This is a genomic window from Pontibacter chinhatensis, assembly GCF_900113285.1.
In the GTDB taxonomy this organism is placed as follows: domain Bacteria; phylum Bacteroidota; class Bacteroidia; order Cytophagales; family Hymenobacteraceae; genus Pontibacter; species Pontibacter chinhatensis.
In genome coordinates this window covers 983,399-1,001,973 of the sequence record NZ_FOOT01000001.1, presented here as the reverse complement: position 1 = coordinate 1,001,973, position 18,575 = coordinate 983,399, and the positions used below count along the sequence as shown (strand labels likewise).

Genomic DNA, 18,575 nt, shown 5'->3' with positions numbered 1-18,575 from the left:
CAGCAGGAAAGGGGTTATTTCAGCTTCAGGTCTTTCAGGATTTGCTCTATTTTTTGGTTCAGCTTCTGCTCTGTCGCCTCGTACGCCTCAGTAGAGGCCAGCGGTTCTTTCACGCTGATGTAGAACTTGATCTTTGGCTCGGTGCCGGATGGGCGCGCCGATACTTTGGTGCCGTCCTCGGTCAGGTACTGCAGCACGTTCGAGCTCTCGAGTAGCAGCTTGTGCTCCTCGCCGCTGAGCAACACTTTGCGGGTGCTCATCTTGTAGTCGTGTACCTCTACTACGTCAGAGCCACCGAGCTGCTTGGGCGGGTTGCTGCGCATGTCGGCCATCATCTGCTGGATTTCCTCCGCGCCGCGTTGCCCCTTCTTCGTGAACGAAACCAGCTCCTCTTTGTAGAAGTTATACTTGGTGTACATCTCCACCATCATCTCAAACAGCGTCTGGCCATTGTCCTTGGCCACGGCAGCCATTTCAGCAATCAGGGCGCAGGCCGAGATAGCATCCTTGTCGCGTACGAAGTCGCCGATCATGTAGCCGTAGCTTTCCTCACCGCCGCCAATGTATACTTCCTGGCCTTCCTTCTCGCGGATAAGCTGCGCGATGTACTTAAAGCCGGTCAGGGTCTCGTACATGGTTACATTGTAGCTGTCGGCGATTTCCTTGATCAGGTCAGTGGTTACGATGGTCTTTACCACGTACTCCTTGCCGGTTAGTTTATTGGCTTTTTGCCAAGCCTGCAGCAGGTAGTTTATCAGCAGCGCGCCGGTCTGGTTACCGTTCAGGAGCACAAACTCGCCATCCTGGTTTTTCACGGCGATGCCCACGCGGTCAGAGTCCGGGTCGGTGGCCAGCACCAGATCGGCGTCAATTTCACGCGCCTTGTTCAGGGCCAGCGTCATGGCTTCTTTTTCCTCCGGGTTCGGGTATACTACGGTTGGGAAGTCTCCGTTCGGCTCGGCCTGCTCCTGCACCACGTGCACGTTCGTAAAGCCAAAGCGCTTGAGCACCTCCGGCACCAGCACGATGCCCGTGCCATGGATGGAGGAGAAAACGATCTTCAGGTCGTGCTGGCGCTGGATGGCCTCCTGCGAGATGGACAGCTGCTGCACCTGCTGCATGTAGGCCTCATCCAGCTCCGTGCTGATCAGCTCGATAAGCTCCGGGTTGGGCTCAAACTTCACCTCATCGATGCTGGTGATCTTGTTTACCTCGGAGATGATGTTTTTGTCGTGCGGGGTCGTTACCTGCGCGCCATCGTTCCAGTATACTTTATAGCCGTTATACTCTTTGGGATTGTGCGATGCCGTTACCACCACACCGCTCTGGCAACCCAGGTGACGGATGGCAAACGAGAGCTCCGGCGTCGGGCGCAGTGCCTCGAACAAGTATACTTTAATGCCGTTGGCAGAGAAAATCTCGGCAGCGATGCGGGCAAAGACATCGGAGTTGTTGCGGCAGTCGTGGGCGATGGCCACTTTTACCTGCTCTCCCGGGAAGTTCTGCTTCAGGTAGTTGCAAAGGCCCTGCGTGGCCATTCCCAACGTATAGCGGTTCATGCGGTTGCTGCCCGCACCCATAATGCCGCGCAGGCCGCCGGTGCCGAACTCCAGGTCCTTATAGAAAGCATCCGACAGCGCCTCGTGCTCATCGCGCTCCAGCATGCCGCTTATTTCTTGTTTGGTGGCTTCGTCGTAGTTGCCGGCCAGCCACTGGTCAATCTTCTGTTTTACAGATGGTTCAATCATAGTCTGTTCTTGCTGATATTATAGTAGCAGTATACTTTTAATTGAGATGCTGCGGCCTGAAAATGCAGGCGCAGGTTAGGACAAAAAATCACACCAGCCCTCGCCGTACGCAAAGCACAGCCCCAGAACTGGTGTGAAGTATAGCAATATCAAAATAAAGATATTTTAGCCACATTTACACGCGGCTATACTTTATTTTTGGCCTAAAGGTTGCCCCGTAGCGCCTGCTCGCGCTCAATCGCCTCGAACAAAGCCTTGAAGTTGCCCTTGCCGAAAGACTTGGCTCCTTTGCGCTGGATGATTTCATAAAACACGGTAGGGCGGTCTTCCACCGGCTTGGTGAAGATTTGCAGCAGGTAGCCCTCATCGTCGCGGTCCACCAGGATATTAAGCTTTCGCAGGTCTTCCATGTCCTCGTCGATGTGGCCGATGCGCTCAATCAGGTCTTCGTAGTAAGTCTCGGGCACGTAGAGGAACTCCACGCCTCGGCGGCGCAGCTCGCTTACCGTGTGCAGGATGTCGTTGGTGGCTACGGCAATGTGCTGCACGCCTGCCCCGCGGTAAAACTCCAGGTACTCGTCAATCTGCGACTTCTTCTTGCCCTGCGCCGGTTCGTTTATCGGGAATTTGATGAAGCCGTTTCCGTTCGATACCACCTTCGACATGAGGGCGGTGTACTCGGTGCTGATGTCATTGTCGTCGAAGGTGAGCAGCAGGTTAAAGCCCATCACTTTCTCATAGAACTCCACCCACTCGTTCATGCGGCCCAGCTCCACGTTGCCTACGCAGTGGTCTACGTACTTCAGCCCAACGGGCTCTATCTCCAGGGTGCTCTGGCGCGGTACATAACCTGGCATAAAAACGCCTTTGTAATTTTTGCGCTCTACAAATGTATGGATGGTGTCGCCATAAGTATGGATGGAGGCGACCTTTACCTCGCCATGCTCGTCGGTGAGGGTGGTAGGGGCATGGGCCGGTCTGGCGCCGCGCTCCACTGTACCTCTGAACGAAGCCTCGGCATCGTCCACCCATAGGGCCAGCACTTTCACGCCGTCGCCGTGCTGGTGCACATGCTTTGAGATTTCAGAGTTAGGGTCCAGCGAGGTGGTGAGCACCAGGCGGATTTTCTCCTGCTGCAGCACATAGGAGGCGCGGTCGCGCACCCCGGTTTCAGGGCCGGCGTAGGCCACTAGCTGAAAGCCAAAAGCGGTCTGGTAGTAGTGGGCTGCCTGCTTGGCGTTGCCCACATAGAACTCAATGTGGTCTGTGCCGTTAAGGGGAAGGATATCTTTGGTTGCTGTTTCGGAAGATGCGGTTTGTGTACTCATAGTTCGTTGATTAGTTTATAAAGAAGTACGTAAAAATACAGCTTTTAGCGGTTTATCAAAACGCCGGCAGCGGCAGCCAAATTATCAATCTATTTCTTGGAATTGCTGAGGCATGTTTCCAACTTTGTAAAAAAACGAGACAACATGAATGCAAAAGCCCTGAACGAGTCCATTGTGGCCATCCTGGAGAAAAAGCAAGAGTTAAGAGCGCTTGACTACAACGATGCGCGCTATGATGACATAGAAGAAGAGCTGCACGACCTGGAAGACGATTTTAACGAGGAGTTTGGCGAAGAGCTGGAGGAAGTGCTGGAGGATGTGCACGGCAAAATTAAGTCGGATGCCGATATCCTGCTGCCAACCGCTTACCTGGCCAGCTCGCTGGATGGCAAAGAACTGGAAGACGGCGACGAGACCGAAGGTGTTTGGGTAGAGTCGGATACCTTTCCGGGTGTAGAGATGCGCCTGGTGCTGGTAGCCAACCCGCCACGCGTGCTGCTCATCCTCGCAGACCAGGAGCGCGTGCTCTGGACAGCCGAATAGAAAAAGAACTTATACTTTGAACAGTAGCCCTCGTGGCAGCTGTTTCTACTTGCCGCACTTGCCAAGGCTTTGAGCCAAGGTGGGTGCGGCTTTTTTATACTTTGCTGGTGGAGGTTTTTAAGTATATTGTGGTTGCTATATTTTTAAGTGGCTGAAGTATAGATTGGATCTCATACTCAGGCAGAGGAGTGAAGGAAGTTGTTTATAAAGTAGTTGTATGTAACTGAAATTGAGAATGGAACCAATAACTATACCTTACCATCTTCTGCTTCCCACTATAATCAGCTTCTTGTGTTTTTCTGTCATTCTTCTTAAAAAGAAGAAGCTATTCAGAAACAATAGAAAAAAGTCCTTTTGGATAACTGTTACTGTACTACTTCTCTTGTATAGTCTCATCGTTGGGGCAGCTACTTATGAGTATATATATGCTCAATGGAATGCGAACAGGTATGACCTGGACGGAGACGGTTTCTTTGCTGGCGATGAAATAACTGAAGCACAAGAAGCGGCAATGCTCAGGTTGACGAGTGACGTTGGTCGAAACTTCTCAGTTTTTGTAGGCTTGATATTCACCGCTGTGCTGGCTCTGCCAATCTACATTTGGTAAGATTGATAGTGAATACAAAACAGCATCATACAACAAAACCTGAAGCACACCAAAGCATGCTCTAGACGAGCACGTTGTAAGCCATTAAAAATATGATGAAAGAGTTCCTCAGAAAGATTAAGCTAGTAGGTAATCTAACTACTGAAATTGAAATTCAGCAAAAAGAGTTTGTAGCTAGACTCAAAGAAAATGTGGACAAAGGAAGCACAGGTCCTCTCTCAAACATGTTTGATGTATTTTCTTCTAGTTCTAATGAATACAAAGGGACTATAGGAATGGAGGGATTCGAGCTAAGAAGAAGGAGGAGATTTTTTGATATGAATATAAACACAGCTGTAGCAAAGGGAACATTTACGCAGAAGGACAATATCCTAGTAATTCAAACTGAAATAAACGGCTTCAGTGGAATGATGATACCATTCTACATCTTCGTACTAATATTTTATTCGATTTTTATTTCTGCGTTTCTGTTTGCTGATAACATAGAAGGAGATGGAGCCGGTTTCTTTTTTCCCTTTCTATTTATACATGCTGCTTTTATGTTAGGGATTCCATATTTAATGATGCGGAGAAGTGTTGATAAAATGAAATATGAGTTGGAAAGAGAATTCTATTATATGACTAAGAGTAGAACACCTTAAACAACAACTAAAAAGCGCTGAAGCACATTTTATTCAAGCCCGGAACTGTTATTTTCGAACCCTTTGGTTACTGGGGCTACAACCTCAAAATGACCATTGAAGCATTGGGAAAAAGTACAGAACAGAACGCATAATCTATAACTGAAGTATGGCAGATGTACTTTGGCTATACCACCCTTAGCGCATGCACAAGTAACGTTCTGGGGTATGTAAATGATGAGAAAAGACAAGAAGTATAAGTTGAAGCTAAAATTTCCCTATGAAGCTGTTGTAGCTTTGCTGCTCCTTTCATCCATGCTGCTTGTATGCATCTGGCAATACTTTATCAAAGGTGAGTATGATTACTTGGTAATAGCTTTGGGGATATTTATTGCTAAGTGCTTCTTTGGTTGGCTTTTCAACTATAGCTACAAGAGCCTTGAGATTAGAGGCGAAACACTGAAAGTGAAATACTGGCTTAGGCTTAACGCAAAAACACTAAAGAGACAGGACATAAAAGGGTATATAATAAAGGAAACATACACAAGACATGGAATTGATTACCATATCCAAATTGTCCTTGTCGACGGCAATAAGATTGAGTTCATTAGAGACGCTTATGCAAATTATGAAAGGTTGGAATTCTCTCTCAAGAACTTTGGTGTCCGCTACATTGGGTCCGAAAATATAAACTCGCCATATAAAAAGATGTTAGCAAGAATAACCGTTTGGGGTACAGCAATTAGCGCTACACTTTTTCTCTTGCTTCAGCTAATGAAGTAGGCCCAATAAAGATATTGTTATAATAATTTGTAGATATAGAGGCAATTGACGCTGAGACCGGGCCGCAGATTTTTTACAAAATAAAGGAGCAGTAACAAAAAGGTATTACAGTATTTAAGCTGTAGAGGAAGTGCTAACAAAGTATAAACTGGAGAGAAGGTGTCTCCGGTTTTTCAAGATTGGCCGAAAGTAGAGAGGGCTTTAAATAGCATTTTTTATACTTTCCGGAAAAGGAATAAAGTATAATTGCACCTATTTTTACATCATCAACCTACGTAACATACCCATCATATGAAGCAACTTTTACTCTTTGCCTTTATCCTTTTTACATCCTTCAATTCCTTCGCGCAAATTAACCCGGAAGACTCCACCGTTCAGGTTATCGGTTACTGGGATCTGAACGAAAAGCAAACCTACGAAGTCACCAGGGAAAAGTATCGGGTAAAGGATGCAGATACCACCCGCAGAGAGCTGGTGAAGTATGAAGTAGATATCACAATCATAGATTCTACAGCCACCTCTTATACAATTGAGTGGTTGTATCGTCACGTCAGCCCGGCTACAGATAACTCTTTTGAGCGCAAGCTTGAAGGTATCACAAATAACAGGAGAGTGGTGATTAAAACCGATGAAATGGGGACGATAGAAGAGGTCGTGAACTGGCAGGAGATACGAGACGAAATCAAAGAAACGACCAAAGTCCTGCGCAAGGAGTTTAAGCACATCCCAAACATCAACCTGGCGATTGCCAAGGCAGAGGGAATGTTCTCAACAAAGGAAGCCATTGAGGCTATGGCAATCAAAGACATTCAACAGTTCTATACTTTTCATGGGGCGAAGTATGCGCTAGGGGAGGAAGTAAAGGGCCAGCTGCCTATCTACAATAACCTGGGTGGGGAGCCATTCTCTGCAGACGTGACCATTCTGCTGGATGAAATTAACGAGGAGGACAATAACTTCGTGATTTGGGTGTGGCAGACCATTGACCCCGAGCAGTTAACAGAGGCTACTTATGCTTTTCTGAAAGAGAACACTCCAAATACCGGAACAACTATTCCGAGCAAAAGCGAGTTTCCTGCCATGCAGAACGAGACAACCACTGCAGCCCGAATTCATGGCTCCGGTTGGGTTTTGTACAGCAGGGAGACAAAGGAGATTACGGCTGATGGTACGCTAGCTTTCGAAGAGCGCACAATCGAGATAAAGTAACGCCACACATTAATACTTGCTGACAACCTTCTCTTCAGCAGTAACACTTAAAACCAGCCGCGCCTGCCTCTTAAAGAGGAAGGCGCGGCTGGTTTTAGGGTTATGGCTTGCCGGCTCAGGCAATTTCCCGGCGCAGGTCCCGGATAATGGCCCTGGTTCTGGGGTAATGCGTGAGTTTAGGTAGGGGTAGCGGTAAAGTATAAACACTGCCATACAGGCTAGCGCAAACAGCACCAGGTAGCCGTACAGCTCCTTAAACGACACCAGCAGCACCTCGCTTTGCAACTTCCCGAAAACCGCGCCCATGTCTGCCCGCTGCAGCTTGTGGTTTACGTGGTCCAGGTTGGCCGAGAGCAGCGTGAAGTTTTTGGCAGTAAGCTCTTTTAAGGCGTTTTGTATCACGGCTGTACCCAGCACGCCGCCAAACCCCGCGCTTACAAACGCCTGTACCGAAAGCGCCTGCCAGAAGTGTTGAAAAGGCACCTTCACCAGGTTAGTGAGCAGCACAATCGCTACCACCACATACCCAAAGTTGCGGAAGAAGATAGGCGCCAGCAGCAGCTCCTTGGTGGTCGTGTAATCAATCAGGAAGTACATCATCACCAGGTAAAGTATAATACAGGCAAAGGCGATGAGGAACATGGACTTGTAGGAGTGCTTCTTGAGCGCAAAGAAGTAGTAGGCAAACAATGCGCCCAGCACCACGCCTGCCCATGCTACCCAGTTCATCGAAATCACGTGTTCGGCATCGTAGTGCAGCACGGCCTCCAGGTAGATGTGCTCCACCAGGTGCGCCGGCGCTATAAAGATATCCACGATCAGGTACAGGAAGAACGTCATATAAACGGCCTTATACTTGAATGTCTGCAGCGAGATAAACGGGTGCCGGATAAAGGAGGCCCGCCAGATGCTGAGCAGCAGCAGGATAGCCAGAAAGACCACCGCCGTCTGGATTTCTTCTGAGCTTAGCCAGTCGTAATGCTCGCCGTAGATGCAGATAAAATTGATAGTCAGGATGATGAGTCCCCACATGAGCCCACCCAGCCAGTCGATGCCGAACAGTGGGAAGGGGCGCATCATGCGGTTGCCGTTAAACAGCAGCAGCGTGATCAGCACCACAAACAGCAGCAGCCCGATTACCGCCCAGTGGATGTACTCCCAGTTAGCGAACAGCGACACGTAGGTGTTCGAGATACCCGACAAAAGTATGGCGCTCTGCACCAGCAGGTAAATGTAGCAGAAGAAAATCGACAGATCCCGCTTGGGCGTCAGCCACAGCTGTATGGTGGAGTTGCACTCAAAGGTGGCCCACATCCGGAAAATGCCCGCAAAGAAGCAGGTGCCCACCAGCACCGGCATGCTCGTGTTGGAGATGCAGATGAGGTTACAGATGATCAGGGCAATGCTGCAAACCAGAAAAGTGAAGCGCGAGTTAAAGCGCATCTTCAGGCGCAGCATGATGGTAAACGTCAGCGCCATGCCGATCATGGAGGCGTAGCCGGCCATCAGGATGTCCTCGTGCAGCAGGGCGGTGGCACCCACCATTTCGTTTGCCGCCGCCAGGTAAATACCGCCCGAGAATTGGAAGATGAGCACCATGAAAATGATGAGCCAGGGCTTCCACTTCTCCGGCACGGTATCGTTTATGGCAGGTATTGAAAAAGGTCCTTGATGCTGCATGGGTTAGTATTTAACGAAGCACTCCACGTTCATGCCGGCACGGAGCCTGCCGAGCATGTCCATGCTTTCCTGGGCAAACTCGATGCGCACGGGGATGCGCTGCTCCACTTTCACAAAGTTGCCGGCGGAGTTATCCTGCGGAATGATAGAGAAGCTGGAGCCTGTCGCGCCGGAAATGGATTTCACCACGCCCTTCAGCGTCACGTCCGGCAGGGCGTCCACGTGCAGCTCCACTTCCTGTCCCTCCTGAATGCGGTGCGTCTGCGTTTCTTTATAGTTGGCCACAATCCACTTTTCGTTGTTGTCCACGATGTCCACAATCGTCTGGCCCGGCTGGATGAGTTGGCCCACCTGGATGTTTTTGCGGCCGGTGTAGCCATCCGTAGGCGCCACAATGACGGTGTAGGAGAGGTTTAGCCTGGCCAGGTTCAGGGCGGCCTCCGCTAGCTTAATGGCGGCATCGTTCTGCTCCAGGCGCGTGTGCTGCTCGTCCTTCACCAGCACCATCGATTGCTTCTGGCGCGTGAGCGCCTCATACTTGGCCTTCATCGACTCGTATCGGGTCGCCACCTCATCAAATTCCTTCTGGGTAACCGACTCCTGTTCCAGCAGGTTCTTGTAGCGCTTGTAGTCTGTCTCGGCGTTTTTGAGCAGGGCTTTTACCTCGGCTATGCTGGCATCCGAAACGGCGATGTTGTTCTGGGCCGTGCTCACAGAGGAGGAAGCCACCATTTTGCCGGCCAGCGCGTTCCGGTAATCGGCCTCGGCCTGCGCCAGGCGATGTATAAACTCGGAGTCTTCGATGATGGCCAGCGTGTCGCCTTTCTTCACCGGCTGGTGCTCGGCAAAGTATACTTCCTTGATAAAGCCCGGCACGCGGGAGTTAACCGGTACAATCAGTTGCTTTACCTGGGCATTGTCGGTATACTCCACATTGCCCAGGTGGATAAACTTAGAGCTCACCCAAACCAGTCCGCCCACCACCAGGGCGATGACAACAATATTGTAAAGGAGTTTTTTTGTTTTATGTCTCATTTCTGTGTGCTATTTATAAAGTGCCCGTTAGCTTTTTAAGATTGTAGTAATTGAAAAGGATATTGATCTGTGCGTTGGCGGCCTGCAGCTCAGCGTCCAACCGGGCGTTTTCGGCATCCAGCATTTCGGTGATCAGCACCAAATCATCGAGGTACCTGTTCCGGATAACTGTGTAGTTCTCCTGGGCCAGTTCCTGGTTCTTCAGGTGCGTTTCGTATACTTTAAAGGACTCCTGGTAACGGATGTGGGAGGCGTGAATGTCCTGCAGCAGGTTGTCTATTACCTGCTCGTTTTGCTCCAGCACTTTCTGCGTGTTCAGCTCGGCCATGTCTACCTTGCTTTTGCTGTTGTAGAGCGAGGCAATGTTATACTTCAGCCCCACGCCTGCATACCAATAGTTAAAGTTTTTATCAATCGGTGGAATCTCGATTACAATCGGGCCGTCCAGCTTATCACCGGCGAAGGCAACCACCTGCGGCAGCTTATCGGCTTTGGCCAAGGTTTCGCCGTTCTTTGCCTGCTCCACGTGCAGCCCCAGCTGCTTGAGCACCGGCGAGTTCTCCAGCGCCAGCTGCTGCCAGTAAGTCGGGTTGCTTTGCTCGTCCTGCCCGATGTACTGGATGTCATCCACAGCTATTTGCGTGCCTCTGGGCAGGTTCAGGGCTGTTACCAATTCGCTGTTGATGATTGCCAGGCTGTTCTCCAGCTTCACCAGGTTCAACTCCAGCGTTTTGAGTTGCAGCTCGTAGCGGGTCACATTATTGCGCAGGGCCAGTCCCTCTTTATACTTAGCGTTTATCTGATCCAGTAGTTTCTCGGTTTGCTTGATGTTGCTTGCCAGCACCTGCCGCTGGTTGTTGAGCTTGGCCAGCTCCAGGTAGTAGCCCGTCAGCAGGAACCTGACGCCCTGCCGGTTGTTGTCCTTCTCCAGCTTGGCCAGCTGCTGGCTCAGATCTGCGTTTCTGATAGTAGCGTCCACCGCTCCCCCCGCGTAAATCACCTGGGTTGCCTCAATGGCAAAATTGTTTCCGAAGTGGGGGATAGGGGTCTTCATCCCACTTGAAAAGTCACGATCAATGAGCCGGCCATCGCCCAAGTAGCTGGCCGATACGGAGACATCCAACGAGGGCAGCGCCTTCTTTTTGGCATCCACTACAGCTGCCTCAGCCAGCTTTTGGTTGTAGTCTGAGATTTTCAGGCTGCGGTTGCCTGTTTCCGCTTTCTCAAAAACCTCCTCCAAGGTGAGTTTTAAAACCGGGGCCTCCTGAGCGAACGAAGGCCCCATACCTAAGTACAGGAGTGTCAGGAAGAATATATATTTCCCTCTTCGCATGAATTGAATCTTTAAGGTACTATGGTTCAAATAAAAAACTCCTGCAAAGTTCGGGGTTCTAGACCTGGAAGCACTCTTCCAAAATTTGACAAAATTGGTTTGTATTGAATATATTTGTCTGGTGTACCCACAATGAAACGTACAGGTAGAAAGTATGAGACCCATAGCAGATATCATCACCGATGTAGAGATATTTGAAAATATGCATCATTTCAGAGGATTAGGCCCGAAAGTGAGCAGCTTTGAGCTGAACAGAAATGGGATGAACACCTTTATTAAGTCCTCTGTCTATCTAAAGTCATCGTTGTTTGTTTTGGTTTTAAGTGGAAGCGCCCGTCTGCAGGTAAACTTTAAGGAGTACAGCCTGGAGAGCAACAACCTGCTACTGTTGTCTTTTGGTCATTTTTTTATGTTCACACAGGTGAGCGAGGACTTCCGGTGCAAGTGCATTTATGTGAGCAAGGAGTTTGTGGACGAGATGTTCTCCACGGACATGATCTACAAGCGGGTGAAGTATGGGGTGAAGATGCACAGCAGGCCCATTCTGCCGCTGGGCAGAAAGCAGGCTGGTTTGATGCAAAGGCGGATGGGCTTTACGGCGGAGATGATTGAGGAGGTGGAGCACAACTACTACAAGGAGATTATTCTGAGTTCGCTGCTGATTTTCTTCCTCGACCTGAGCAACATCATCGAGCATGAGCCAACCATCACGCAGAGCTCTACTCTGTCCCGGGATGAGATCATCATTCAATCTTTTATTGAGCTGCTGGCAGACCACTACAAGAAGGAGCACCATGTACACTTTTATGCCAACCAGCTGCATATCACGCCGCACTACCTCACGCTCGTCGTCAAGCGGTTGACGGGCCAGACGGTGGCCGACTTCATTTTTCAGATGCTGTACGGGGAGGCCCGCTTGCTGCTGCAACAACCCCAGCTGTCGATTCAGCAGATCTCCGAAATGCTTCACTTCTCTGACCAGTCTTCGTTCGGCAAGTTTTTTAAGCGCAAGAGTGGCCTGTCGCCAAAGCAGTTCCGGAAGGCAATTGTTGGGTAACCAGACGGGATATACCAGTTAGAGTATAAATTTTTGGTGTGCGGTTAGTTTACTGCCTGACATTCTGGAGAGAGGAGGGGGCTAAATAGATTTCTTGCTCTGGTTGAGATGGCAGGAAGGGCAGGGGACTATTGCCATACCGGGTCCAACCACCCCTAGCCCCTCCTTGTCTAAGGAGGGGAGCCTTTAGTTACTGATGCTGAAGTATAAGTTCTATAGCTGCAGGTATCCATGCGGACATGTCGCGACCTGTCCCTACAGGTGTAAACCCACCCCAGCCCCTCCGAGGAGGGGAATTATACTTGCTTTCATTCCCTGTCATCTCGAGCTGCGCGAGAGGGCTATCTGGAATACTCTTCAGATCTCTCCCGAAGGTCGAGATGACAGTAAAGGCAGCAGCTATCGAACTGCTTCCCAGCCTCCCTGCTGTTCCGGATTTGCAATCCGGAACCACCTACTCTAAGGATTTGTAATCCGTTGCTTGCCAGTAGCCACTGCCTTTGCAGTTCGGATTACAAATCCGCCGTTCCATACTCCCGGATTGCAAATCCGAAAAAGCAGGTATAATAGCGCCAAGGAAAGTATAAACTCAAGTATAAAGTATAACTGCAAGTATAAGTATGGCTCTGCGAGCCACTCGGATTGCAAATCCGAGAAGATAGGAAGGCACGGGTTGCCCTGTCCCAAAGCATTTCAGCGAAACCCGCGCCAGCAATAGGGGATTCCGGAGCAGCAGGAAGTATAAAAGTATAGCCAACCTATAAAGTATGGCTTTTCAAGCCAGCCAAGTTGCCCTATCCCGAAGCATTTCGGGGAAACTTGACACCATGGTAGGACACAAGTTTGAAGACTTGCGCCAGAGAAAGGGGAAAGTACAGGGTGATAGCCGGCAAGTATAATGTATAGAAGTAGAGTAATCCGGTTAACCGGGTTTCCCTGCCTATAAAAACAGTCCTGGCCCGTTGCTGAAGTATAGGTTTATACTTTCATAGTATACCATAATCAAAAAAGGCAGGTTAGAATCTGGTTCTAACCTGCCTTTGGCCTTTGTTACGCTTTATCGTCTTCATCACTTTTTTTGGGTTCTTCCGGAGGAGTGTCGGTAATGTTGCCGAACTCATCCACGTAAGCAATCATGGCTTCCAAGCTTCCGCCGGCAGAGTTCTCATGGCGCTCCTGCTTGCGCTGCATCTTCTCTTCTTTCTTCTTTTGCTTCAGTTTCTCGCGTTGTTTCTTCAGGAAGGTGTTCTGTGATCTGGCCATAGGCGGTATATAGTTAAAGTAGGACATGTGCCACAGCCAACGCAGCGGAAGGCCGTAAGGCATACAAACAGGCGCAGCTTTTATACCTGAGGGCATTGCTGCCAAGGTGTGCTGCAGAAGTATAAACCCTGATAGGAAATTTCTGATTAGGCCTCAGGAAGGAAAACCAAAGGGAGGCGAAATGTATGATCAGAGCGGGATCAGGATGTTGTAATACTTCAAATTTAGTCATTTTTTGCGAGAAAAGCACGGTTTCTGCCGCATTTCTTGCCAAGCTACTCTCTCTGGATTGTACGCTTTTTTCAAAAATAAGAGTAACTTTAGGCAAGGCATCTACAACAGAGGCCACCAAACAAATTGCATATGAAAAAAACTACCATTGCGTTAATCGCCCATAACCAGAGAAAGACAGAGCTGCTGAACTGGGCCAAGGTGCACCGCGAGGAGCTCGTAAAGCACGAACTGATCGGCACCAGCAACACCTCCAAACTGCTCAACGACATGCTCGAACTGGACGTGAAACCCTTCGGCCACGGCCCAAGCGGCGGCGACATCCTGCTGGCTGCTAAAATCCTGCAGCACGAGGTGCACAAGGTTATCTTCTTCATCGATGCAGAAACGCCTCACGGACACGAGCACGATATCCAGACCCTGATCCGCACAGCCGTAATCAACAACATCCCGATTGCGCTGAACCGTGCCTCCGCCGACCTGATCATCATGGAAGGGGCAGAAGAAGTATAGATTCCTACTTTCGGTTACAGTTCCTGCACTTACTGCTAAGGCGTAAGTGCTTTTTTTATGCCCGCGCAAGTATAAAACCTCTGCAAATAACCCACTCCTAAGAGCTGCGCTAGCTAGCTCAAAACTCCCGTTTTGGCTAGTCCACAAGAGGGAATTATTAAACAGCTTGCAGTAATTCCCCTCCTGGGAGGGGTGGAGGTGGGTTTGCTCCATCACTACAGAAGTAAATAGCAACTTGAGGTATAAAGTATAGGCAAACAAAAAACTCCCGCCGGCTATACTGTAGCCGACGGGAGTTTATACTCTGGGTAAGTATAAATTTATACTCTGATGTAGATGCGTTTGCGGTCCATGATGTAACCCATGAGCCAGTGCACGAGCATGTACGCCAAGGCAAACATGAGGGAGGCGAATTCCCCTTCGCTCCAGCTCAGGAACCAGTTCTGGTAAATCCAGCGGCTCAGGCGGGTCTGCTCGTCCATTTTAATAAAGCTCAGGGTTTTGATGATGAGGATGGACATGGCGTAGATAAAGAGCGGGTTCTTGCCGAAGACCTCGAAGAAGTAGGCCCATTTCCGCACCTTCAGCACCTCAATCAGCAGCATAATAGCGGCCAGGACCAGCATCACCAAGCCAATGGTATGCAAGGTATAGGAGCTCGTCCAGAGGGCTTTGTTGATAGGGAATACCAGGTCCCACACCAGGGCAATCACAATCAGTGCGGCGCCCATAAGGTTAAGTTTGAATACGGTGCTAAGGTTGTTACCGAACTTCTGGATGGCCATACCCACCAGGTAGCCGGCAATCACGTTCACAGCGGCAGGCAGTGTGCTCAGTAGTCCTTCCGGGTCAAACGGAATGCCATAGCCTTTGTAGAGTACCACCGGAGAGAAGAATAGCAGGTCGAATTTCAGGGCGGCATTGCCTTCGAGCGAGTAAGGGTCCGGTTGGTCGCCGAAGAAGTATAGCACCGCCCAGTAACCCAGCAGCACTACGCCGCTGAAGATGAAGGCCCCCTTTGTTTTGAGGTAATGCACCACCAGCGAACCAATCAGGTAAGCCAGTGCGATGCGCTGCAGCACGCCCATGATGCGGATGGCCGTAAAATCAATCACCTCCAAACCGCCCCCCTCGGCGTGTGCCACAAACGGGAAAGCCCGGAGGCCCAGGCCAATCAGAAAGATGATAGCGGCGCGCTTAAACACTTTTTTCAGGAAAACGCTGTCGGGCTGCAGCGAGAACTTGCGCATGCTGAAGCTCATGGCGTTGCCCACGGCAAAGAGGAAGGCCGGGAACACCAGGTCGGTGACGGTGAAGCCGTGCCAGGTAGCATGCCGAAGCGGTGCGTAGATGGTGCTCCAACTGCCGGGCGTGTTCACGATGATCATCAGCGCCACGGTGAGGCCCCGCAACACATCCAGCGAGAGGTAGCGCTCCGACTTTTTCTCGGTCAGAGGGGTTGTTTCTGCAACTGCGTTTATCATATGCTTGATACTTGGGTGGTTAGGTTAAGTATAGTGACTCCCCAAGATATAGATATTACAGGATATGTTAAATCTATTGAAGCATATAAGTTAAGAAAAGAAAAACGGCAGCCGGTTTATCCGGCTGCCGTTCTCTGGTAAAGTATACTTGTAATGCTTCTTACCTGCCGGTCTATACTTAGTAGCCCAGTTTCTGGCGCACGCGCTGCAGTACGGGGGCAGCAATGTCTTTTGCTTTCTCGGCACCAAGCTGCAGCTTCTTGTCAAGCTCCGGCAGGTTGTTCATGTAGTAGTTAAATATCTCGCGCTCTTTGGCATACTTGCTCACAATGAGTTCGTAGAGCGCCTGCTTGGCGTGCCCGTAGCCGTAGCCGCCCGCCTCGTAGTTCTGGCGCATCTTCTCAACCTCCTCCGGAGAGGCCAGCAGGCTGTACAGCTTAAAGGTGGTGTCGTCGTCCGGGTTCTTGGGCTCCTCCAGCGGGGTGCTGTCTGTAACGATGCTCATAATCGTTTTGCGCAGCGGTTTATCCGCCACAAAAATGTCGATGATGTTGCCGTACGACTTACTCATTTTCTCGCCGTTGATGCCGGGCACAGTCATCACGCTCTCATCTACCTTCGCCTCTGGCAGCACAAACGTGTCACCGTAGATGTGGTTAAAGGCGCTGGCAATGTCGCGGGTGATTTCCAGGTGCTGTATCTGGTCTTTGCCCACCGGCACAAAGTTGGCGTCATACATCAGGATGTCGGCCGCCATCAGCACCGGGTAGGTAAACAAGCCGGCGTTCACGTCAGCCAGGCCCCTGCGGGAGGATTTATCCTTGAAGGAGTGCGCGTTGGCCAGCATCGGGAACGGCGTGAAGCAGTTCAGGTACCAGGTCAGTTCTGTCACCATCGGCACATCCGACTGGCGGTAGAAAATATGCTTGTCGGTGTCGAAGCCGAAGGCCAGCCAGGAAGCGGCTACCGAATAGGTGTTGTGGCGCAGTGTTTCTGCATCGCGGATGGTCGTGAGCGAGTGCATGTCTGCGATAAAGTATAAAGCCGCCTCATCAGAGGCCTGAGAGAACTTGATAGCAGGAATAATGGCACCCAGCAGGTTGCCCAGGTGGGGCCTGCCAGTCGCCTGTATTCCGGTTAGGTAACGTGCCATAGTAGGGATAATGGTTTATAGCTGCAAAATAACGCAAAATGCTCAAAACACGCCTATCCCGAGGAGCACATTTCCATACCTATACTTTAAAGTTTGTGGATGGAGTAGTTCTGAGAGTCGCTTATTTCGCCCTGCTGCCGGTTCAGCAGCTTCAGCTCCGAGTCGCTTACCTGCAGGAAGTACATCAGGTCCAGGTCGCCATCCGTTGGAATGAGCTGCAGGATTACAGCGTCCGGGTCTTGCTTGTTGCCCTTTGCCAGGAACCACTTGCCACTGCCGGTAACGATGCTTTTGTCAGCTGGCTTGCCCACAAAGGTCTGCTTCATGGTAAAAGTGCGTTTAGCGTCTTTGGGGCTGCCGGTCAGCACCAGCTCCGTGCGGATGCCCTGGCAGTCGCTGCAACCAATCGTGCCCCGGAACGTGCCGCTGGGCGGGGCCAGGGCAGGAGCGGGGGCCGCATCGCTTGCCTTGGCGGCAGCGGCCTTGCCTTTACCTTTGGCAGGTGCCTTTTTAGAGGTAGCGGCCGTTTTGCTTTTGGCGCGGCTTTCTTTCAGCCAGTCCTGGTAGCTCTTGCCCGACTGCGCCTGTGCCTGCTGCAGGCCGAGGGAAAGAAAAAACAGTATAAAAAATGCAGCTATCTTTCTCATAGGGTTGTACTTGTTTGGTTGGGGTGATACAATCACAAAAAATGCCAGATTTTAAAAGGCGCCTGTGTTATGGTGCCCTCTCTTTGTGATAAACTGCTGCCGGGCACGAATTATTATACTTTGCAGCTAGCGGGAAGAGGGGGATAGGCCTTTTGCCAGGAAGTGGGATACGGAGGCGTGGCTGCAAAGTTTGTTTAAAAAACCCTTAATTATATCCTGGCATCCGCTAGCCCCGGAAACAGAAAAGCCAGGCATCTGCACGGGGCAAAGCCTGACCTTCCTGTAATTAACCATCAACAAAAGATTTTAAGCATTGGCAAATTTGTGCTGCCGCCTCCTCTGCCTGAGGGAGTTGATGTTGGACAACACAATGGCTAAGAGTATAAGCCCAACACCCGCCCACTGCACAGGCCAAACTTCCTCCTGCAACACCATACTCGACATCAGCACCGCCACAGGAAGCTCTGTAGCGCTAAGAATGGCGCTCAGTCCCAGCCCTGTTTTAGGAATACCGTAGGCAAAGAACAGGGGCGGAATGACCGTGCCGAAAAGCGCCAGCACCAACCCCCACTTCAGCAAGCCTGCCAGCAAAGCCCCGTTCACCAGAAAGGCGGGTGGGAAGATGCTTAGCACCAATATATTGGCTCCGGTGAGCAGGAGCGCGCTTTTCGTAGCAGGGTGCAGCGAGTTGCCCACTGAGCTGTTTATCATCAAAAAGCAAGTATAGCAAAGGGCGGCAATCAGGCCGTAGACAATGCCTGCCAGGTCGAAGTTGGGAATACTGCTGCTGAAAAGCCGGCCGGCCAACGCTGTGCCTATGAGCACAAGCACCACCATGCCCATTTGCACCGGACTGGGCAGTTTACGTTTAATAACAGACTCCAGCAGCAGGCTCATCCAGGTAAACTGCATCAGGAGCAGGATGGCAATGGAGGCCGGCACCAGCTGCACGCATTTGTAGTAGAAAATACTGACCAGCCCGGTGCTGGTGCCCATGGCAACCAGCTTAAGCTTTTCCCTGAACGGCGTGTTGCTGCTTTGGCTGCCGCGCAGCTTCCGCAACAACACGATGGTCCAAAGAATAATCAACCCAAAAAATACCTGTGTGCCCGTTACCTCACCCAGGCTGAAGCCCTCTTGGTAGGCCAGCTTAACAAAAGTAGAAAGTATGCCGAAACTGCATGCGCCCAGAAATACCAGGGCGATTCCTCTGAACATAATTGTCCCTCCCGTGTAAAAAATCAATCAACCAAAAATAAAAAGGAAGGGCATTATAGCCCCAATAGAAGATGGGTGAGCTACTACAAGTCGTGCAGCTCGTAGCCTGTGATGAAAATCTGA

General features: G+C 50.5%; 17 protein-coding genes. 7 read left to right on the top strand and 10 right to left on the bottom strand.

Features of this window, described 5'->3' with window-relative positions:
- Nucleotides 1-14 precede the first annotated feature (14 nt).
- Both BM040_RS04170 and hppD read right to left on the bottom strand, forming a co-directional pair.
- Nucleotides 15-1,748 carry a phospho-sugar mutase gene (locus BM040_RS04170; protein ID WP_092099213.1) on the bottom strand — a complete coding sequence of 578 codons (1,734 nt, stop codon included), beginning with the start codon at nucleotides 1,746-1,748 and terminating at the stop codon, nucleotides 15-17.
- A gap of 203 nt (nucleotides 1,749-1,951) precedes the next feature.
- A complete protein-coding gene (hppD, locus tag BM040_RS04165) occupies nucleotides 1,952-3,076 on the bottom strand; it encodes a 4-hydroxyphenylpyruvate dioxygenase (protein WP_092099212.1) in 1,125 nt (374 codons plus the stop codon).
- 144 nt (nucleotides 3,077-3,220) lie between these two features.
- Between hppD and BM040_RS04160 the strand changes: the two genes are divergently transcribed.
- From BM040_RS04160 to BM040_RS04140, 5 genes are all read left to right on the top strand, one after another.
- Nucleotides 3,221-3,619, top strand: a complete 399-nt coding sequence (locus BM040_RS04160) for a hypothetical protein (protein WP_092099211.1) — start codon at nucleotides 3,221-3,223, stop codon at nucleotides 3,617-3,619.
- A gap of 235 nt (nucleotides 3,620-3,854) precedes the next feature.
- Nucleotides 3,855-4,226, top strand: a complete 372-nt coding sequence (locus BM040_RS04155) for a hypothetical protein (RefSeq protein ID WP_092099210.1) — start codon at nucleotides 3,855-3,857, stop codon at nucleotides 4,224-4,226.
- A gap of 92 nt (nucleotides 4,227-4,318) precedes the next feature.
- On the top strand, nucleotides 4,319-4,867 hold the full coding sequence (locus tag BM040_RS04150) for a hypothetical protein (protein WP_092099209.1): 549 nt from the start codon (nucleotides 4,319-4,321) through the stop codon (nucleotides 4,865-4,867).
- 213 nt (nucleotides 4,868-5,080) lie between these two features.
- Nucleotides 5,081-5,629, top strand: a complete 549-nt coding sequence (locus BM040_RS04145; RefSeq protein WP_092099208.1) for a hypothetical protein — start codon at nucleotides 5,081-5,083, stop codon at nucleotides 5,627-5,629.
- Nucleotides 5,630-5,920: 291 nt separating this feature from the next.
- Nucleotides 5,921-6,838: a hypothetical protein gene (locus BM040_RS04140; protein WP_092099207.1), complete on the top strand. Its 918-nt coding sequence runs from the start codon at nucleotides 5,921-5,923 to the stop codon at nucleotides 6,836-6,838.
- A 9-nt stretch (nucleotides 6,839-6,847) separates the two neighbouring features.
- On the opposite strand, the gene BM040_RS04135 is transcribed toward BM040_RS04140, so the two are convergent.
- The 3 genes from BM040_RS04135 to BM040_RS04125 are packed head-to-tail and all read right to left on the bottom strand — an operon-like array spanning nucleotide 6,848 to nucleotide 10,886.
- Entirely contained in the window at nucleotides 6,848-8,518 is a 1,671-nt protein-coding gene (locus BM040_RS04135) for an efflux MFS transporter permease (protein ID WP_217646688.1), read from the bottom strand.
- A gap of 3 nt (nucleotides 8,519-8,521) precedes the next feature.
- Entirely contained in the window at nucleotides 8,522-9,553 is a 1,032-nt protein-coding gene (locus BM040_RS04130) for an HlyD family secretion protein (RefSeq protein ID WP_092099206.1), read from the bottom strand.
- A gap of 13 nt (nucleotides 9,554-9,566) precedes the next feature.
- Complete coding sequence (locus BM040_RS04125) at nucleotides 9,567-10,886, bottom strand: TolC family protein (protein WP_092099205.1); 1,320 nt, start codon at nucleotides 10,884-10,886, stop codon at nucleotides 9,567-9,569.
- A 154-nt stretch (nucleotides 10,887-11,040) separates the two neighbouring features.
- Between BM040_RS04125 and BM040_RS04120 the strand changes: the two genes are divergently transcribed.
- The gene (locus tag BM040_RS04120) at nucleotides 11,041-11,943 is read left to right on the top strand and encodes a helix-turn-helix domain-containing protein (RefSeq protein WP_092099204.1); all 903 of its coding nucleotides are present in this window, start codon (nucleotides 11,041-11,043) and stop codon (nucleotides 11,941-11,943) included.
- Nucleotides 11,944-12,993: 1,050 nt separating this feature from the next.
- Here the strand turns inward: BM040_RS04120 and BM040_RS04115 are convergent.
- Complete coding sequence (locus BM040_RS04115) at nucleotides 12,994-13,206, bottom strand: cold-shock protein (RefSeq protein ID WP_092099466.1); 213 nt, start codon at nucleotides 13,204-13,206, stop codon at nucleotides 12,994-12,996.
- A gap of 363 nt (nucleotides 13,207-13,569) precedes the next feature.
- Here BM040_RS04115 and BM040_RS04110 point away from each other — a divergent pair, with 363 nt between their 5' ends.
- On the top strand, nucleotides 13,570-13,950 hold the full coding sequence (locus tag BM040_RS04110) for a methylglyoxal synthase (protein ID WP_092099203.1): 381 nt from the start codon (nucleotides 13,570-13,572) through the stop codon (nucleotides 13,948-13,950).
- Nucleotides 13,951-14,270: 320 nt separating this feature from the next.
- Here the strand turns inward: BM040_RS04110 and BM040_RS04105 are convergent, their stop codons facing one another.
- The 4 genes from BM040_RS04105 to BM040_RS04090 form a co-directional block, all read right to left on the bottom strand.
- Nucleotides 14,271-15,434, bottom strand: coding sequence for an acyltransferase family protein (locus BM040_RS04105; protein ID WP_092099202.1), 1,164 nt, complete (start codon nucleotides 15,432-15,434; stop codon nucleotides 14,271-14,273).
- Between the two features lie 178 nt (nucleotides 15,435-15,612).
- On the bottom strand, nucleotides 15,613-16,587 hold the full coding sequence (trpS, locus tag BM040_RS04100; protein ID WP_092099201.1) for a tryptophan--tRNA ligase: 975 nt from the start codon (nucleotides 16,585-16,587) through the stop codon (nucleotides 15,613-15,615).
- A gap of 86 nt (nucleotides 16,588-16,673) precedes the next feature.
- Complete coding sequence (locus BM040_RS04095) at nucleotides 16,674-17,234, bottom strand: copper resistance protein NlpE N-terminal domain-containing protein (protein ID WP_092099200.1); 561 nt, start codon at nucleotides 17,232-17,234, stop codon at nucleotides 16,674-16,676.
- A 306-nt stretch (nucleotides 17,235-17,540) separates the two neighbouring features.
- On the bottom strand, nucleotides 17,541-18,452 hold the full coding sequence (locus tag BM040_RS04090; RefSeq protein ID WP_092099199.1) for an EamA family transporter: 912 nt from the start codon (nucleotides 18,450-18,452) through the stop codon (nucleotides 17,541-17,543).
- Nucleotides 18,453-18,575: the final 123 nt, after the last annotated feature.

Bases quoted from the DNA above. Each gene is read 5' to 3' on its own strand.
- BM040_RS04170 (WP_092099213.1), bottom strand. From the start codon at position 1,748: ATGATTGAACCATCTGTAAAACAGAAGATTGACCAGTGGCTGGCCGGC.
- hppD (WP_092099212.1), bottom strand. From the start codon at position 3,076: ATGAGTACACAAACCGCATCTTCCGAAACAGCAACCAAAGATATCCTT.
- BM040_RS04160 (WP_092099211.1), top strand. From the start codon at position 3,221: ATGAATGCAAAAGCCCTGAACGAGTCCATTGTGGCCATCCTGGAGAAA.
- BM040_RS04155 (WP_092099210.1), top strand. From the start codon at position 3,855: ATGGAACCAATAACTATACCTTACCATCTTCTGCTTCCCACTATAATC.
- BM040_RS04150 (WP_092099209.1), top strand. From the start codon at position 4,319: ATGATGAAAGAGTTCCTCAGAAAGATTAAGCTAGTAGGTAATCTAACT.
- BM040_RS04145 (WP_092099208.1), top strand. From the start codon at position 5,081: ATGATGAGAAAAGACAAGAAGTATAAGTTGAAGCTAAAATTTCCCTAT.
- BM040_RS04140 (WP_092099207.1), top strand. From the start codon at position 5,921: ATGAAGCAACTTTTACTCTTTGCCTTTATCCTTTTTACATCCTTCAAT.
- BM040_RS04135 (WP_217646688.1), bottom strand. From the start codon at position 8,518: ATGCAGCATCAAGGACCTTTTTCAATACCTGCCATAAACGATACCGTG.
- BM040_RS04130 (WP_092099206.1), bottom strand. From the start codon at position 9,553: ATGAGACATAAAACAAAAAAACTCCTTTACAATATTGTTGTCATCGCC.
- BM040_RS04125 (WP_092099205.1), bottom strand. From the start codon at position 10,886: ATGCGAAGAGGGAAATATATATTCTTCCTGACACTCCTGTACTTAGGT.
- BM040_RS04120 (WP_092099204.1), top strand. From the start codon at position 11,041: ATGAGACCCATAGCAGATATCATCACCGATGTAGAGATATTTGAAAAT.
- BM040_RS04115 (WP_092099466.1), bottom strand. From the start codon at position 13,206: ATGGCCAGATCACAGAACACCTTCCTGAAGAAACAACGCGAGAAACTG.
- BM040_RS04110 (WP_092099203.1), top strand. From the start codon at position 13,570: ATGAAAAAAACTACCATTGCGTTAATCGCCCATAACCAGAGAAAGACA.
- BM040_RS04105 (WP_092099202.1), bottom strand. From the start codon at position 15,434: ATGATAAACGCAGTTGCAGAAACAACCCCTCTGACCGAGAAAAAGTCG.
- trpS (WP_092099201.1), bottom strand. From the start codon at position 16,587: ATGGCACGTTACCTAACCGGAATACAGGCGACTGGCAGGCCCCACCTG.
- BM040_RS04095 (WP_092099200.1), bottom strand. From the start codon at position 17,234: ATGAGAAAGATAGCTGCATTTTTTATACTGTTTTTTCTTTCCCTCGGC.
- BM040_RS04090 (WP_092099199.1), bottom strand. From the start codon at position 18,452: ATGTTCAGAGGAATCGCCCTGGTATTTCTGGGCGCATGCAGTTTCGGC.